We start from the raw sequence: 15,563 nt of genomic DNA on the forward strand, positions 1-15,563 counted from the left end.
TCTGGATGAAACACCGTACCGACATCGCGGTCGAAACTTGAAGGAGAGGCTTCGAACAGGGAGGAATCAACGTGAAAAAAAGTCTGTTGGCCGTGGCGTGCATCATGGCGGCGGGATGTTCGACACAGGGGCAAGTCGATCCGGACGTCATGCAGATCGCGACGACACCGCTGACGTGTTCGAACAAGGTCGAATGCGACGCATGGTGGCAACGCGCGCAGACGTGGGTGACGAGCCATTCGAAGTACAGCGTCGAATCCGCGACCGACACGCTGATCCAGACCGCGGGTCCGGACGGCGGCAAACGTGCGTTGGCGTATCAGATCACGCGAGCCGCGAACCCTGACGGCACGGCAACGATCGGCTTCGCCGCGCACTGCGACGGCTCGCTCGGTTGCAAGCCGAACCCGTGGGAAGCCGGCGCCGACTTCAAGCAATATGTGCGAGGCAGCGCGACGGTCGCGCCGCAGAGCGGGGGGAAAGCGTCGCAGCCAGCGCCGGCATCTTCGGCGATGCATCCGGACGCCGCGCAGGGACAATCGGTCCCCGGAGCGAATGGCGAAGGGGCGACGCAGTAAGTGGAGGGCGGCGGGAACGCCGCTCGCGTATGACCAACAGCGCGGCGCCGGCCAAAACCACGAATCAATCGCCCATCGCGGTAACAGCAAGTAACCAACGCGATATCCCAAGTAACACACCCGCACTTCTCCCCGCATTACCCTTTCGGTTTGCCGCGCCTCGCGCGGACTCACGCTAACATGCCGGCAGACTCACGAGCTCGCCAGGCCGGCAGCGCCGTGATCGGCCGCACCGCGGCGTCCAGAAGGAATCCATTGCATGCAGTCTGATCGAATCTCGCGCGCGCGGATGCTTGCGCCTCGCGTCCTCACCCTCGCGGTTGCCGCGGCGCTTGCCACCCTGTTGGCCGGTTGCGCGGTCGGCCCCGACTACAAGCGGCCCGCCGCCGAGATCCCCGCGTCCTACAAGGAAGCCGCGCCCGGCTGGAAAGTCGCTCAACCGGCCGATCAGCAAGACCGCGGCGACTGGTGGACCATCTACCAGGACCCGCAGCTCAACGCGCTCGAAGAGAAGCTGAATACCGCGAACCAAACCATCGCTCAATATGCCGCCGCCTATCGCCAGGCGCGCGCGTTGGTCGGCGAAGCGCGTGCCGCCTATTTCCCCACAATCGGTGCATCGGCGGGCGCGACACGTTCCGGCACCGGTTCATCGTCCACGGGTTCCACCAGCAGCCGCTCCGGCGTCAGCAACAGTTTCAACGTACAACTCGACGCGAGCTGGGAGCCGGATCTGTGGGGCTCGGTGACTCGCTCGGTCAACGCGCAGAAAGCCGGCCAGCAAGGCGCCGCCGCGGACCTGGCGAACGCGCGGCTCTCCGCGCAGGCCACGCTCGCGCAGACCTACTTCTCGCTGCGCGCGCTCGACGCCACCCAACAATTGCTCGACGAGACCGTCGCGGCCTATCAGCGCTCGCTGCAACTCACGCAAAACCAGTACGCGGCGGGAGTCGCCGCGCGCTCCGACGTGATTCAGGCGCAAACGCAATTGCAGTCGGCCCAGGCGGCGGCGATCGACAACGGCGTGCAGCGCGCGCAGGACGAACACGCGATCGCGGTATTGGTCGGCGAACCGGCCTCCACCTTCTCGATTCCACCGATGCCGCTCACCGCCACGCCGCCGGCCGTGCCCGCGCAGATGCCGTCGGCGCTGCTCGAACGGCGTCCGGATATCGCGTCGGCGGAACGCAAGGCCGCGGCGGCCAACGAGCAGATCGGCGTGGCGATTGCGGCGTTTTTCCCGTCGCTCACGTTGTCGGCCAGCGGCGGCTTCGAAAATTCCGTGTTCTCGCAGTTGCTGACGGCGCCGTCGCGCTTCTGGACGCTCGGCCCGCAACTCGCCGCGACGATCTTCGACGCCGGCTTGCGCAAGGCGCAGACCGAAGCGGCTCGCGCGGCCTACGACGCCGATGTCGCCACTTACCGCCTGACGGTGCTGACCGCGTTCCAGGACGTCGAGGACAACCTCGCGTCGCAGCGCATCCTCGAAAGGGAAGTCGTCGTGCAGCAGCAGGCGGTGGAGTCGGCCCGGCAGGCGCTCGCGATCGTCACGAACGAATACAAGGCGGGCACGGTCGGCTACGTCAACGTGCTGACCGCGCAAACCACCGCCTTCACCGCCGAGCAGAAGTTGAAGAGCATCGCGGGACAGCGGATGGTGTCGTCGGTGGGTCTGGTGAAGGCGCTGGGCGGCGGCTGGGACGCGTCGCAAATGAATCGTGAAACGGGCGACGTGGCGGCGCCGGCGCCGCTGCCGGCTTCATCGGCCACGCCCGTGGCGCAAAACGGAGTCACGCCGGCGCCGTCGCAGCAGCAGACGCAGACGCAGAGCAAATAGACGCGCGGCTCGCAAACGAACCGTCGGGAAAGAAGGGCGAAAAAGAAGCGGCATGGCGCACGCACCATGCCGCTTCTTTTTCAACGGCGTTGTCTGGACGTCAAAGGGCGTTCGCCCGCGTCAGTGCGCGAAGCTCAACGTCACCGTGCCCGGTCCGCTCGGCCGCCCCAGCAGGTTCAGCAACCCCGCGAGGATATCGCGCGCTTCCGGCGCGGCACTGGCCGTGCCTCGAAACGAGGTTGAAGCGGCCGACACCGTGCCGCTGCCGTCCAGCATCAGCGGGCCCTTGATCGTCGTCAGTTCGACTGTCGAAGAAGCCCCTTGCGCCTGGAACAGCACCCGGTACGATCCCAGCGGCTTGACCGGCGACACACGTGAGCTGACGTCGTTCAGCGTGACGGTGAGCTGCCCGAATGCCTCCTTGTTGAAGCTGCGCCAGTCCGACCACGACAGTCGCACCTCGCCCTGCAAATCGAGTGTATTGAAAGGCGCGCCCAAGCCGCTCAGCAGCGACGCCGGCACGGCGAGTTCGCCCGGCGTGACCGTGGCGCTGCGCGGGGTGGCGTCGACGGTGATCGGCTCGGGCATCGCTTCGCTCTGCCGCATGGTCATGCGCACGCGGCCGGTGAAAAGCGGCCAGAACGACGTGCGCCATTCGATCCGCCCAGGCAGGAGGGTCGGCGCGCTCATGTCGGAGCCGGCGGCCAGCATCAGCGTGGCCGAGCCGTGCCACAGCGAGCCGGCCGGGTCGACCAGATTGACGTGACCACGCGTCTGCCTGGCGAACTGCGGCGTGATCCAGGCGGCCGGCAACAACGCGAGCATCACGACCGCGGCGGACAGCACCGCGATCACCAGCCAGGGCAGTGCGACGCGCAAGCGCCGCATCCAGTAAGTCATGCGAGATCCCGTAACGGCGCGGTGATGTTCATTTCGCGGTCGAAGGCTGGAACGACGCCGTCAGATCCACCTGGCCGTCTTCCTTGAGCGCGGTCACGTGCGCCTCGGCCACCTGCACCTTGAACTGCTTGCGCACGTCGTCGACCCAGCTCGTCCACGTGGGGAACGACGCGTTTTTCATCTGGACCTGCACCACGTTGCCGATCACCTGCACCTGGGTGGCGGCGAGGCCGTGATCGCCCAGCGAGGCGGTGAGCGCGTCCTTCAGCGCGGCGCCGGTCGGCGCGACGCCCTGAGCCGCCGCCGACAACTGCCGCGCTTCGCTCGATTGCGCGGTCATCTGCGCCAACTGGCGCTGCAAGGTGGGCAGCGATTCACGCAGACGCGCGCGGCCCTCCTGCGCCGGCGCCCACAGCACCGACCACGCGATGACCACCGCGAGCAAGCCGCCGCCCCACGTCAGAAGATTTTTTTCGCGCTCCGTGCGCTGGTCCCAGAAGCCGGCCCATGTTTGAGCGAGTTGAGCTTTCATTGTCCGTTCCTGATGGTCCACTTGCCGGTATTGCTGTCGATCGCGCCGCTCAACCCGTTGCGCCCGAGGCGCTTGCCGAAGTCGGGATCGAGCTTCACCTCGGGCTTGAATGTCACGTCGAGCCGCCGGTCGTGATAGTCGAGCCCCGCGATGCCGTTGAGCGGCACCGGCGCGAGCGAGCGCGCGAGGCGGTCGGCGAGCGACAGGAAATCATCCGGCGAGAGCTCGCCCGCCGCCACGCGCAACTGCTGCAACTGGCGCGACATCTGATCGGGCGCATCGAGCACGACCGTGGTCTTGGGGAAGGTGTTGAGCAGCAGTTCGGTCATTTGCGTGCTGATCGCGTCGCGTTGGCGCGCGAGCATCAGCCACTGCACGTTCGCGCCGATGATCGCGACCACCAGCGCGCCGACCGCCAACAGCACCGGCAGACGCAGACGCCGCAGCGTCGCGCGGTCGAGCCGCCACGGCTGCGAGGCGAATTCGAACTGGCACAGATCGAGGCGGCACTCCAGCGCGCGCCGCGCCAGTTGCTCGAACGGCAACGGACTGGCGCCATGCACGTAAGCGGCGAGCCGCGCCGGACTGCTTGCGCCCAGGCTCGGTTCGTTGCCGGGCACCTCGGTCAGCATGTACAGCGAGACGGGCGCCGCGCCGGCGAGCGCGCCGAGCGTTGCATTCACCGTGCTGGCCGGCACCGCCAGGCCTTCGCCCTGGACGCCGCGCGCGATCGCCAGCTCGACGCGCGGCACGCCATTTTCCGGAGCGCGCTCAACCGCGCCTTCCAGCAGCATCGCAGGGGCAGTCTGGACCACCGCGCCGAGCACCGCCGCGACCATCGGCGTCGCTGGCGCCGCCTCCGGCGATGCCGTCGCCACGTCGGACGAAGCCGCGATGACCGGCTCGCCGGCGTTGACCGTTTCGGCGACTTCGACGCGCGTATCGAGCGCGACGCCTTGCGGCAGACAGCGCGTCACCGGCACCGCGCGCAAGCTGCGGTGGCCGGCTGCGGAAAATCCGTCGCAGATGAAGCGGAACCAGCCGCGGTCGATGATCGCCAGCAACTGCCGGCCGCCCGCGAGCGGTTGCGGATCGACGGCGATGTGACAGGTTTGCGGGTCCTGGATCAGTTGATCCTCGACGATGTTGGGCAGCGCCTGACGCAGCCGCGGGCCGCGCAGCGGCGGCAGTGCGGCGGGCATCATCAGCAGGTCGCGGGCGGCGACCATCAGCACGGTCGACGCCGCGCGCGGCAGCAGCGTGAGCGCCGAGCGGCCGGCGCGCTGGGTGCGGCCCGACTTGTCGAGCAGCACGAACGGCAGCTCGGGCAGTTGCCATTCCTGCGATGGCACCGCCGGATCACGCGGCGGCAATAGGACGATCAGCGTGCTCAAGGTCCACTCTCTCTGGGAAAGGCGTTATTCATAGTTGGTCTTGTACCCGCACGATACGCGTAGTGTGGGTCAATGCGTCGCGATAGACGAGCGTCGTGCGGTCCACCTGGGCGCGTTCGTGCTGCACGCGGCCGTGAATCAGGAAATAGTTCGTGTTGACGTCGAATTGCGCCGGATCGACCGAGACCTGTTGCACGCCCGCGCCGCGCAATGCGAGTTGCACGTCGCCGGCGTTACGGAAAAACACCGTCTTGCGGCGCGCGACGAGGGCCTGAGCGGCCGACACGTTCATGCCCGGCACGAGCGCGGCGATCACTTCGGCGGAAGCCGTATTCATGTTGAGCGCCGTTGCGGTCGGCAGCACGGTGACGAACGGGCGCAGGCGCGCGACCATTTCCGGCGTATAGCCGGGAATATCGAGCAGCGAATCGACGCTGATCAGTTGCAGCGGCGCGCGCGCCGCGTTGTCGTCGCCGCCCTCGATACCGGGTTTGTCGGTGAAGCCGCCGCCCATCGCGCCGCCCTGAATCGCCGGCGTCGCCGTTGCGCCGGTGGGGGAGGTGGTGGTCTGAAAGCGCGTCGCCGATTGCGCGAGGCTGGCGCGAATCTGCACGGCGGTGTTTTTCGCCAGTTGGCTGCTGACGCCGAGCGAGACGAGCAGGCGCTGATAGGCGCCGATCTGCTCCTGGTTCAGTTGCATGACGCCGGGCGCCGGGCTCGAGACCAGGTTGCGGAGGTTGAATTTCGACTGGGCGTCTTCGATCGAGCCTGAGAGGAAGGTTTCCGCGCCTTGTTCCGCTCGGACTTCGCCGATTTGGCCCAGGAAATCCGACAGGCGAGTTTTGGCGATGGGCACGCCCCATAGGCCGCCCAGGTAGGTGATGCCCGCCGAGGTGTCGCCCTCCGAGCGGAGGATCAGGCGCGTCCAGTCCAAGGCGCCTCTTGCGACCCATTGGGCTTGAGACAGGAGGCGCTGGTTTTCTATTCTTCGGATTTGGACTTGCTGGCGCCAGAGCATGCCGGAGACCAGTATGGCCGATAGGGCTACTACCAGGAGGGCGCTGATGATTGCTGCGCCGGCTTGATGGGGTTGTCTTCGCGAGGCTCTGGGGTGTGGTTTTGTTGTTGTTTTGGCCTTTTCTTGTGTTGCTAGTGGTCTATTAGCGTTGCCGCCCCGCACAGGGGCAACACTAATAGACCGCCAACAAAACAAGGAAAGGCCAAAACAACAAAACCACACCCCAGAGCGTCGCGGAGACAAAAAAGAGAACCTCATATCATTCCCCGACGAGAAAAACCCGCGTAACAGGCCGCGCCAACCCCTTAGCCCCGATACGAACCTCAAGCCCGGTCACAGACCGCGGCAACGGCGCATTCCCCAACTGCGGCACCTTAAGATTATTGTCGTTCTCGGTAATCGCACTCTGCACGTCCTTCATCTGCGTGGTCCAGCCAACTTTGGGCACATAAACCCGCGCGGAAATCGCTCCCACACCACCCATCAACGGCACCGTTGCCCACCCCTCACCCTCTTCACCGCGCAGCGCCCGCCGCAACTCGCCGACATTGCCCAACGGCGGCGACGCATAGCGAATCACGCGTCCCTCGGATACCCGATACCGAACCACCTGCAAGCGCGGCGCCGTCGCCGGCAAGTTCATTTGCCGCACGATCTGCAACACGCTGCCGGACACCGTAATGGCCGCCTGGCCGGATTCGTCGTCCGACGCGGCCTGGCGCGCGTCGATCCGTATCTGGTCGAATAGCTGCGCGAACACGCGCTCCTCTTCCATCGCGCTCGTGATGGTCTGCCGCCCGCGAATGATCTGGTCGAGCCCGCGCCACGACAGCACCGCGATCACCGCCAGAATCGCAATCGCGACCAGCAGCTCGATCAGCGTGAAGCCACGCGCGCCCGACGGGCGGCGGCGCCTAGAGCGAACGGTTGGTTTCATTCGCCACCACCGTGACCATCTGCGCCAAGTTGCCGGAACGCCCTGGCATCGTCACCATCACTTCCACCCGACGAAATACCGGATTCGGCGTCGCCGTCACCTGCTGCGTACAAATCAGTTGCAAGTTGCCCTGCGAACAGTCGAAGCTCGTCGAGCCGACGTTCGGCCAGGCATGCGTCAGGCGCAATTGCGCCAACGCGTTGTCCGCGCTCCAGCCCGCCAGCAAACGCCGGTGCAGATCGGCTTCGCCGGTCGCGAGACTGCCGACCGCGCGCAACGACGCGCCCAGCGCCACCGCGATGATCGCAAGCGCGACCAGCACTTCGATCATCGTAAAACCGCGCTGCGACGCGCGCGCGCTCATGCTCCCGCAACGCCACATCTCAGTGCACCTCATAGCGGCCATTGCCGGTGCCGACGATCGTCGCGCTCCCCGCCGCCGAAAACAGCGTGATCCGCACCGGCACGTCGATCGCTTCAGTGCCGAACACGATACGGCCAGGCTGCGCATCCGAGCCGGGATAGTTGATCGCCACGCCGGTCACGCCACCTTCCCAGTGGCGCGGTCCGAGCAGGTCGTCGCGCAGCGGGCGCCAGCCGTCCTCGGTACGCACGTCGAAACGAAAGCCGCTCTCGGACGGTTGCCAGGCGATCGGCCGCGCGCGCACCTGCGCTTCGTCGCCGGCCGATTCGAACAGCAGCGCGAGACGTTGCGCTTCCTCGTTCAGATCCGTGCGCGGATTGCGCGTCATCGTCAACGCGGTCAGCGACACCAGCAAACCCGCGATCACCAGCACCACCATCATTTCCAGCAGCGTGAAACCGGCTGCGCGCTTCCGGCCGCGCGCATGCGGACGGGGCAGGTCACGCCCGCGCGCGCCGACCCACGCCATGCGCGGCAACGAAGCCGTACACGGAGTGTCCACATGGGACTTGCAAGCGGACATACGCATAGTGCCGGCCACGAACGATCAACCTAAAAGTCAAAAACGGTACATCGACAGGATGCGCGAGCCGACCGTAAAGAAGGACGACTCCGCGCACCTGACAAACCAGCGGCGTTCCCGCAGCTTATTGCCACGAGCCGACGTCGGAATCGTTGCCTTCGCCGCCGGCCTTGCCGTCGGCGCCATAACTAAACACGTCGATCTCGCCGTGCACGCCCGGATTCAGGTACTGATAGCTGTTGCCCCACGGATCATTCGGCAGACGCTCGAGATAGCCGCCGTCCTTCCAGTTGTTCGGCACCGGGTCCGTGCCCGGTTTTTCGATCAGCGAGCGCAGACCTTGCTCCTGGGTCGGGTAACGGCCGTTGTCGAGACGGTACAGCTTGAGCGCCTGCATCACCGTGCCGATGTCCTGCTTGGCGGCGACGCGCCGCGCTTCGTCCGGGCGGCTCATGATCTTCGGCACGATCAACGCGGCGAGAATGCCCAGAATCGCGATCACGACCATGATTTCGATCAGCGTGAAACCGCGTTGACGGCGGCTGCGCGAACCCGCGATTTCAGCGCGGCGAGTGGTCGACAGTTGCATAACTTGCTACCTCTTTTCAGATGAATTTTCGATCGGACGGAATTCGCGCTTCAGCGGGCGCGTCAGTAATCAGGGTGCCATCGAACAGGCCCGGCCGGTCATTTTAATGTCATGGTGTAGAAGGGTTTCAACCCAACGCAATTTTCACAATAGTCCGTACAATGATGCGCATGAACGCCATCCAAATCCGCCTTCTGTCGCTCGCGCTGTTCGCCGTGTTCTGCGCGACATTGACCTACTGGGTCATCACGCTCGCCACGACGTCCGGTGCGCCGTTGCCCGCAGCCGCCGCGCATCCTCAGGTGTCGACCGAACAGGCCGCCACGCTGTTCGGCGGGCAACTCACGCGCACCGCCAACCAGGACGTGCATCTGTTCGGCATCCTCGCTTTGCGCGAAGGCGCCGCGGCCATCGTCAGCGTCGGCGGTGAACCGCCGCGCGCCGTCTCGCTCGGCAGCGCGCTGATGCAAGGCGCCAAGCTCTCCGAAGTGCGCGCCCGCTCGATCATCATCGACCGCAACGGCGCGCATTCCGAAGTGTTCCTGCCGGCCAATGCGGCAGGTCCTACGATTTACGTGCGCTGAGGCGTCGGGCGTCCTGACCGGCTTCACCGGATTGCGCGGCCACCGCGCGATCCGACCAAACTTCCACGCTACTGCACCAGGTTGTTCAACTCGATGATCGGCAGCATCACCGCCAGCACGATCACCAGCACCACGCCCCCCATCGCCAGAATCAGCAGCGGCTCGAGCAGGCTCGTGAGGAACATTGTGCGGCGCTCCAGTTCGCGGGCTTCGCCGTCGGCCGCGCGGTCGAGCATGGTGGTGACGTCGCCGGTCGCTTCGCCCGAGCGGATCAGGTGAACCAGCACCGGCGGAAACGTCTTCGTATTGCCGAGCGCGCGCGATAGCGACGTGCCTTCGCGCACGCGCACGATCGCGTCGTCGATGTTGCCGCGCATCGCGTTGTTGCTGAGCGTTTCGGCCGCCGCTTGCAGCGCGCGCAAAATCGGCACGCCCGCCGCCGTCAGAATGCCCAGCGTGCTCGCGAAACGCACCGTGTTATAGCCACGCACGAGTTTGCCGAGCAGCGGCGCCGTCAGAAGCCAGCGGTCGAACGCGAGGCGCGGGCCCGGCTGCTTCAGGATCGAGCGCACCAGATACACCAGCACGGCCACCCCGATCATCAGCGCCCACCACCAGTGCCGCACGAAGCCCGACAGCGCCATCATCATGACGGTGAGGAAGGGCAGTTGCTGCTTGGTGCTGGCGAACACGTTCACCACTTGCGGCACCACGTAGCTCAGCAGAAACGTGACGATGCCGAAGGCAATCAGCGTGACGATCGCCGGATACGTGAAGGCGAGCACGATCTTCTGCTTGAGCGCGTTGCGTTGCTCGATGTAGTCGGCGAGGCGCGAAAGCACGAGACCCAGCTTGCCGGTGTGCTCGCCGGCCGCCACCAGCGCGCGATAAATCTCGGGGAAGTCTTTCGGATGCTGCGTCAGCGCATTGGCCAGCGAATGGCCGCCGAGCACTTCCGCGCGAATCGACGCCATCAGCTCGCGAATGTAGTCGCGCTCCGATTGCTCGGTAAGCACCGCAAGGGCTTCGTCGAGCGGCAAGCCGGCGATCAGCAGGCTCGCGAGTTGCCGCGTGAGAATCGCCTGCTCGCGCTGCGACAGGCGCCGCCCGAGCGACAAGCGTTGATTGCGCTCGCCGCGCGTGCGCGTCGCCGCGGGTTCGACGACGAGCGGCGTGAGTCCTTGCGAGCGCAGATTGGTCCGCGCGCCGCGCGCGCTATCTGCGTCGAGCACGCCTTTTTGCGCCTTGCCCGCCGCGTCGATCGCCTCGAAACGAAATGCCGGCATGCGCTTATGCTCCGCCCGTCACGCGGATGACTTCCTCGAGCGACGTGAGCCCGGAGGCGAGCCAGCGGTCCGCATCCTCACGCAGCGTGCGCATGCCTTGCGCACGGCCGGCGGTGAGAATCTCGGCGTCGGACGCATTGCGGTGAACCAGCGTGCGGATCTCGTCGTCGATCAGCAGCAGTTCGTACACGCCGCGGCGGCCCGTGTAGCCGGACTGGCCGCACTTGTCGCAACCCACCGGATGCCAATGCACGCGGCCGTCTTCCTCGACGCGCTCCTCGCGGCACACCGGGCACAGGCGGCGCACGAGCCGCTGCGCCAGCACGCCGAGCAGCGACGACGCCAGCAGATACGGCTCCACGCCCATGTCGGTCAAACGCGTTACCGCCGATGCCGCGTCGTTCGTATGCAGCGTTGCCAGAACGAGGTGGCCGGTCAGCGACGCCTGCACCGCGATCTGCGCGGTTTCGAGGTCGCGGATTTCACCGATCATGATGATGTCCGGGTCCTGCCGCAGAATCGAGCGCAGCGCCCGCGCGAACGTCATGCCGATCCGCTCGTTGACCTGCGTCTGGCCGATGCCCGACAGGTCGTATTCGATCGGGTCTTCCACCGTCATGATGTTGGTGGTCGCGGTTTCGAGCCGCGACATCGACGCGTACAGCGTGGTCGTCTTGCCCGAACCGGTCGGGCCGGTCACAAGCACGATGCCGTGCGGCTTGCCGATCAGCTTGTCGAACTTGACGAGCGTATCCGGCCCCATGCCGAGCGCTTCGAGGTTCAGACGCGACGCGTCTTTTTCCAGCAGACGCAGCACCGCGCGCTCGCCGTGCCCGGTGGGCAGCGTCGACACGCGCACGTCGACCGGACGGCCGCCCACGCGCAGCGTGATACGGCCGTCTTGCGGCAGACGCTTTTCCGCGATGTCGAGCTGCGCCATGATCTTGATCCGCGAGATCAGCGCGCCGTGCAGCGCTTTCTTCGGCCGCACGACGTCGCGCAGCGTGCCGTCGACCCGAAAACGCACCACGGAAGAAGTCTCGAACGGCTCGATGTGAATATCCGACGCCTGCTCGCGCGCGGCTTGCGTGAGCAGCGCGTTGATCATGCGGATGATCGGCGCATCGTCTTCCGACTCGAGCAGATCCTCGACCTCGGGAATGTCCTGCATCAGGCGCGACAGATCGACTTCGCCTTCCACTTCGCCGACCACTTGCGCGGCGCTGCCATCGTGACGCGCATACGCCTGGTTGATCGCCTGCGCGAGCTCGTCGGCGGGCAAACGCGTGACCGACAACGCGCCGAAGTTGCGCGCGACTTCCGCGAGCGCGGCGTCGTTGGTGCGCTCGCTGATCCAGACTTCGAGACTGTCGGCATGCTGATGCGCGACCAGGATCTGGCCGCTGCGGGCAAAGCCGTAAGGGACGAGGCGTGCGGCAATCCCCGAGGGCGCCGCGCGCTCGGCTTGCTCGGTCATCGCCGGGGGCGCAACCGTCGCAGCGCGCGCCGATGCAGGCGACTTTGCGGATGACGGCGGCGTGGACGGCGTGCTCACGGCTGAACTCCTGGCGATGCGGTGGACGGCGCGACCGTCACGGGGTTGGACTGCACCGCGCCGCCGTTTGTCAGGGGGGCGACGCCTGGCTGCGTCGACGAGCGCGGCTGCGGCTGCGACTGAGGCTGCGGCTGCTGCTGCGGCGCTAGCTGCTGACGACGCATCTGGTCGAGATCGAACAGGTTCATCGCGGGCGAGCCGCCCTGGCTGGGACCGGTCGGCATGGGCGGAACCACCGGGTCGTCCTTGTCCTTCATCACGTTATTGTCCGACTTGTATGCGCCTTGCACGCCTTGAATATAGTCGTAACGGTTCGAGGTCACAGCCTGCGCGGTATCGCGATCGTTGATGATCACCGGGCGCAGGAACACCATCAAATTCGTCTTCTGGCGGGTCTTCTGTTCCGAGCGGAATAATTGGCCGATCCACGGAATATCGCCCAGCAGCGGCACCTTGCTGTTGCTGACCTGGTAGTTGTCCTGCATCAGGCCGCCCAGCACGATGATCTCGCCGTTATCGGCGAGCACCGTCGATTGGATCGAACGCTTGGTGAACTGCGGGCCGGCGGGGTTGGTCACCGCGTTGGTCGTGCCGTTCACGATCGCCGAGTCTTCCGTGTAGAGCTGCAGCTTGAGAATCCCGCCATCGGTGATCTGCGGCTTGATGTGCAGCGTCAGACCGACGTCGACGCGGTCGAAGGTATTGAACGCCGAGGTCGCGGTGGCGCTCGTCAGGTTCGAATACGAGCCCGTCTGGATCGGCACGTTCGTACCGACGACGATCTTCGCTTCCTCGTTGTCCAGCGTGATTAGGTTAGGCGTGGACAGCACGTTCGCGTCGGCGGTTTGCGACAGCGCCTGCAGCAGCGCGCCGAGACCCTGCACGCCGAAAATGTTGTGAATCCAGCCGACGTTGAGGCCCTGCTGTAGCCCCTGGGTTGCGAGCGCCGAGGCGAGACCGCCGGTCGCGGCCGTGGCGGCGCCCGCCGTCAGATTGACGATGCTGTTGCCGGAGCCGGTGGCGAGATTGGTGCCGGCGAATACGGAATTGTTCGCGACTTGCCACTGAATGCCGAGATTGCCGCTCGTGTTCGAGTTGAGTTCGACGATCAGCGCCTCGATGTAGACCTGGGCGCGGCGTGCGTCGAGCTGCTCGATCACCGCCCGCAGGTTGCGATACACCGGCTCGGACGCCGTGATGATCAGCGAGTTCGTTGCTGAATCCGCCTGGATCATGCCGCCTGGCTGATTGTCGTCGCTCTTTTCCTTATCGCTGCCGAACAGGCCGCCGGACGCCGAACCGCCGCCCGCGCCGTATGCGCCGCCGCCGCCGCCGCCACCGCCGCCCATTGACGACGACATCGAGCTGCTGCCGAGCCCGCCGCCGGGCAGCGGAGGCGTGCCCGAGGTGCCGGTCGAGTTGCCGCCCAGGCCACCGCCGCCGCCCCCGCCGCCGCCCTGGTTGAAGGCGTTCGCTTCGTTCGAGCCGCTCGACGAGCCGGTGTCGCCTCCCTTGCCGAGCATCCCGCGCAAGGTCTTCGCAAGCTTCGTCGCCTCCGCGTTGCGCAGCGGCACGACGTGCATGTTGCCGGGCATGGTGGTCGGCGAATCGAGCTGTTTGGCGAGCGCTTTCGCCGCGGCGAGACGCGCACCGTTCGACGCGCGGATCAGCAGCGAGTTGGTGCGCGGATCAGCGGTGATCGATACCTTCAGCGTCGCGTCGGTACTGCCGATCGCGCCCGGGTCGAGCATCTTGTTCAATTGCGTGGCGATGTCGAGCGCGTTCGCGTTCTTCAACTGGACGACCGACACCGACTGGCCCGCGGCCGTATCCACGCCTGCGATGATCTGCGCGATGCGGCGTACGTTGTCGGCGTAATCGGTGACGACGATCGTATTGTTGGCCGGGTAAGCGGCCACGGTGTTGTTCGGCGAGATCAACGGACGCAGCACCGGCAGCAGGTTGTTGGCCGATTCGTTCTTCAGCACGAACACCTGCGTGACCACCTGGTCGCCGCGCGCACTGGGCGTATTGCCGACATAGGTCGGCACACCCTGCAGCTTGGCGTCGGCCTCGGGCACGACTTTCAACACGCCGTGGTCCTGCACCAGCGCGAAGCCCTGCATGCGCAAAGCCGACTGGAGAGTCTTCAGCGCCTGATCCTCAGGTACCGCATTTTCCGACACGAGGTTCAGTTGACCCTTCACGCGAGGGTCGACGATGATCGTTTTGCCCGTTGCCGCGCCGATCGCCTTCGCCACCTGGTCGATGTCCGCGTTCACGAAATTGAGTGTCACCTGCGCCTGTGCTGTCTGCGCGGTGATCAGTCCAACCACCAGCAGCGCCGTTGCGATGCGACGCAAAGCCATACGATTTCTTTTCATGGAATAGGGTATTGATGTCGGCAGCCGTGGCTGCCGACGGTCACGCTGTGCGGACATAGGAGCAGGCCGCCGCCCTGTCGGTCTGCCAGCCAGCTTCAAAGGCGATCACCGCCCCGGATGCCGGCCATCCGATGTCCGAAAAAAAAGAACAGTAACAGTTTTTCATGTCGGATTTGTCACAACAAAACTCCGCGGTGCCATTCCTGGAAGGACCACCGCCGGTAATCAACCTATTGAATGTCAACAGTTTGCGCTGAGGCGAGCAGCAAAAGCACGTCTTTTTCGCCGTCTTATGTCGGTTAGCTAACTTGACGCCCCAAGACCTGCCGGTATGATACGAGCCGTTCGAGTCGCCGGTTGCATCTTGCCGATGCGGGGTTTCCCCGATGCGCGGCAACCCCGGCCCGTAAGCCTCGGCGGCTTTCAGTGACTGAAGTATGGCCGATGAATCGCCCTCGCAAACTTTATTCTTGCCTTTTTGTTTAGTGATCTTGACTGATGAGACGCACCCTGGTCACCGTCGCCGCAGGACTTGCCGTGCTAGCCGCAGCAGGGCAGGCACGCGCCGATTGCTTCGACGAGGCGGCCAAATATCAGAAGGTCAATCCGCTGATCCTTCGTGCAATTGCCTGGCAGGAGTCGCACAACCGGCCGGACGCGCGCCATAAGAACGCCAACGGTTCGACCGACTACGGCGTTATGCAGATCAATTCGATTCACCTGCCCACGCTGGCTCAGTACGGCATCTCGCAAGGCACGCTGATGGAGCCTTGCAAGAACGTTTATATCGCTGCATGGCATCTGCGCCGCCAGATGAACAAATACGGCAACACCTGGCAGGCAATCGGCGCATACCACTCCGAGACGCCGGCGCTACGCGACAAGTATGCGCAGCAGATCGCCGCGATCCTGCGCAAGTGGAATCTGATGCCGGCTGCGCGCTGAGCGGTTTTTCCGCTGGCGCGCTGACCCGCGCCGCGCTCATTGATTTTTCCTCGCGCAAGCGCTCGGCCTCGGGCTCC

General features: G+C 65.5%; 15 protein-coding genes. 4 read left to right on the forward strand and 11 right to left on the reverse strand.

Annotated elements, in window-relative coordinates; genetic code table 11:
• The first annotated feature begins 71 nt into the window (after positions 1–71).
• Both ACTJLC_RS08030 and ACTJLC_RS08035 read left to right on the forward strand, forming a co-directional pair.
• Positions 72–578, forward strand: coding sequence for a hypothetical protein (locus ACTJLC_RS08030; protein ID WP_310131127.1), 507 nt, complete (start codon positions 72–74; stop codon positions 576–578).
• A 259-nt stretch (positions 579–837) separates the two neighbouring features.
• Complete coding sequence (locus ACTJLC_RS08035) at positions 838–2,415, forward strand: efflux transporter outer membrane subunit (protein ID WP_073427884.1); 1,578 nt, start codon at positions 838–840, stop codon at positions 2,413–2,415.
• A 120-nt stretch (positions 2,416–2,535) separates the two neighbouring features.
• Here ACTJLC_RS08035 and ACTJLC_RS08040 read toward each other — a convergent pair whose 3' ends face one another.
• The 8 genes from ACTJLC_RS08040 to gspG form a co-directional block, all read right to left on the reverse strand.
• A complete protein-coding gene (locus tag ACTJLC_RS08040) occupies positions 2,536–3,315 on the reverse strand; it encodes a type II secretion system protein N (protein ID WP_083086050.1) in 780 nt (259 codons plus the stop codon).
• A gap of 28 nt (positions 3,316–3,343) precedes the next feature.
• Positions 3,344–3,847 (reverse strand): type II secretion system protein M, encoded by a 504-nt coding sequence (locus ACTJLC_RS08045; protein ID WP_073427882.1) that lies wholly within the window; start codon positions 3,845–3,847, stop codon positions 3,344–3,346.
• The gene (gene gspL / locus ACTJLC_RS08050) at positions 3,844–5,241 is read right to left on the reverse strand and encodes a type II secretion system protein GspL (RefSeq protein ID WP_310131133.1); all 1,398 of its coding nucleotides are present in this window, start codon (positions 5,239–5,241) and stop codon (positions 3,844–3,846) included. The genes ACTJLC_RS08045 and gspL overlap by 4 nt, the downstream gene beginning before the upstream one ends.
• A gap of 28 nt (positions 5,242–5,269) precedes the next feature.
• Entirely contained in the window at positions 5,270–6,517 is a 1,248-nt protein-coding gene (gene gspK, locus ACTJLC_RS08055) for a type II secretion system minor pseudopilin GspK (protein ID WP_374710282.1), read from the reverse strand.
• A 1-nt stretch (position 6,518) separates the two neighbouring features.
• Complete coding sequence (locus tag ACTJLC_RS08060; RefSeq protein ID WP_073427880.1) at positions 6,519–7,196, reverse strand: PulJ/GspJ family protein; 678 nt, start codon at positions 7,194–7,196, stop codon at positions 6,519–6,521.
• Complete coding sequence (gene gspI / locus ACTJLC_RS08065; protein ID WP_073427879.1) at positions 7,174–7,578, reverse strand: type II secretion system minor pseudopilin GspI; 405 nt, start codon at positions 7,576–7,578, stop codon at positions 7,174–7,176. Before gspI ends, ACTJLC_RS08060 begins: the two co-directional genes overlap by 23 nt.
• Before the next feature lies 1 nt (position 7,579).
• On the reverse strand, positions 7,580–8,149 hold the full coding sequence (locus tag ACTJLC_RS08070) for a GspH/FimT family pseudopilin (protein ID WP_440843533.1): 570 nt from the start codon (positions 8,147–8,149) through the stop codon (positions 7,580–7,582).
• Between the two features lie 118 nt (positions 8,150–8,267).
• On the reverse strand, positions 8,268–8,732 hold the full coding sequence (gene gspG / locus ACTJLC_RS08075; RefSeq protein WP_073427877.1) for a type II secretion system major pseudopilin GspG: 465 nt from the start codon (positions 8,730–8,732) through the stop codon (positions 8,268–8,270).
• A gap of 170 nt (positions 8,733–8,902) precedes the next feature.
• Between gspG and ACTJLC_RS08080 the strand changes: the two genes are divergently transcribed.
• Complete coding sequence (locus ACTJLC_RS08080; protein WP_073427934.1) at positions 8,903–9,316, forward strand: type II secretion system protein N; 414 nt, start codon at positions 8,903–8,905, stop codon at positions 9,314–9,316.
• 68 nt (positions 9,317–9,384) lie between these two features.
• On the opposite strand, the gene gspF is transcribed toward ACTJLC_RS08080, so the two are convergent.
• From gspF to gspD, 3 genes are read right to left on the reverse strand one after another with little or no spacing between them, the layout of a single operon-like run.
• A complete protein-coding gene (gene gspF / locus ACTJLC_RS08085) occupies positions 9,385–10,602 on the reverse strand; it encodes a type II secretion system inner membrane protein GspF (RefSeq protein WP_073427876.1) in 1,218 nt (405 codons plus the stop codon).
• A gap of 4 nt (positions 10,603–10,606) precedes the next feature.
• Positions 10,607–12,157 carry a type II secretion system ATPase GspE gene (gene gspE, locus ACTJLC_RS08090; RefSeq protein WP_073427875.1) on the reverse strand — a complete coding sequence of 517 codons (1,551 nt, stop codon included), beginning with the start codon at positions 12,155–12,157 and terminating at the stop codon, positions 10,607–10,609.
• Complete coding sequence (gene gspD, locus ACTJLC_RS08095; RefSeq protein ID WP_440843536.1) at positions 12,154–14,526, reverse strand: type II secretion system secretin GspD; 2,373 nt, start codon at positions 14,524–14,526, stop codon at positions 12,154–12,156. Before gspD ends, gspE begins: the two co-directional genes overlap by 4 nt.
• A gap of 513 nt (positions 14,527–15,039) precedes the next feature.
• Here gspD and ACTJLC_RS08100 point away from each other — a divergent pair.
• The gene (locus ACTJLC_RS08100; protein ID WP_310131140.1) at positions 15,040–15,486 is read left to right on the forward strand and encodes a lytic transglycosylase domain-containing protein; all 447 of its coding nucleotides are present in this window, start codon (positions 15,040–15,042) and stop codon (positions 15,484–15,486) included.
• Positions 15,487–15,563: the final 77 nt, after the last annotated feature.

Source organism: Paraburkholderia sp. 22099, assembly GCF_052045835.1.
GTDB classification, from domain to species: domain Bacteria; phylum Pseudomonadota; class Gammaproteobacteria; order Burkholderiales; family Burkholderiaceae; genus Paraburkholderia; species Paraburkholderia terricola.

What these genes read in the sequence shown, in the direction of transcription:
- gspK (WP_374710282.1), bottom strand. Translation starts at nt 6,517, where the DNA reads ATGAGGTTCTCTTTTTTGTCTCCGCGACGCTCTGGGGTGTGGTTTTGT.
- gspI (WP_073427879.1), bottom strand. Translation starts at nt 7,578, where the DNA reads ATGTGGCGTTGCGGGAGCATGAGCGCGCGCGCGTCGCAGCGCGGTTTT.
- ACTJLC_RS08040 (WP_083086050.1), bottom strand. Translation starts at nt 3,315, where the DNA reads ATGACTTACTGGATGCGGCGCTTGCGCGTCGCACTGCCCTGGCTGGTG.
- ACTJLC_RS08070 (WP_440843533.1), bottom strand. Translation starts at nt 8,149, where the DNA reads ATGCGTATGTCCGCTTGCAAGTCCCATGTGGACACTCCGTGTACGGCT.
- gspG (WP_073427877.1), bottom strand. Translation starts at nt 8,732, where the DNA reads ATGCAACTGTCGACCACTCGCCGCGCTGAAATCGCGGGTTCGCGCAGC.
- gspF (WP_073427876.1), bottom strand. Translation starts at nt 10,602, where the DNA reads ATGCCGGCATTTCGTTTCGAGGCGATCGACGCGGCGGGCAAGGCGCAA.
- ACTJLC_RS08035 (WP_073427884.1), top strand. Translation starts at nt 838, where the DNA reads ATGCAGTCTGATCGAATCTCGCGCGCGCGGATGCTTGCGCCTCGCGTC.
- ACTJLC_RS08060 (WP_073427880.1), bottom strand. Translation starts at nt 7,196, where the DNA reads ATGAAACCAACCGTTCGCTCTAGGCGCCGCCGCCCGTCGGGCGCGCGT.
- ACTJLC_RS08045 (WP_073427882.1), bottom strand. Translation starts at nt 3,847, where the DNA reads ATGAAAGCTCAACTCGCTCAAACATGGGCCGGCTTCTGGGACCAGCGC.
- gspD (WP_440843536.1), bottom strand. Translation starts at nt 14,526, where the DNA reads ATGGCTTTGCGTCGCATCGCAACGGCGCTGCTGGTGGTTGGACTGATC.
- ACTJLC_RS08080 (WP_073427934.1), top strand. Translation starts at nt 8,903, where the DNA reads ATGAACGCCATCCAAATCCGCCTTCTGTCGCTCGCGCTGTTCGCCGTG.
- ACTJLC_RS08100 (WP_310131140.1), top strand. Translation starts at nt 15,040, where the DNA reads ATGAGACGCACCCTGGTCACCGTCGCCGCAGGACTTGCCGTGCTAGCC.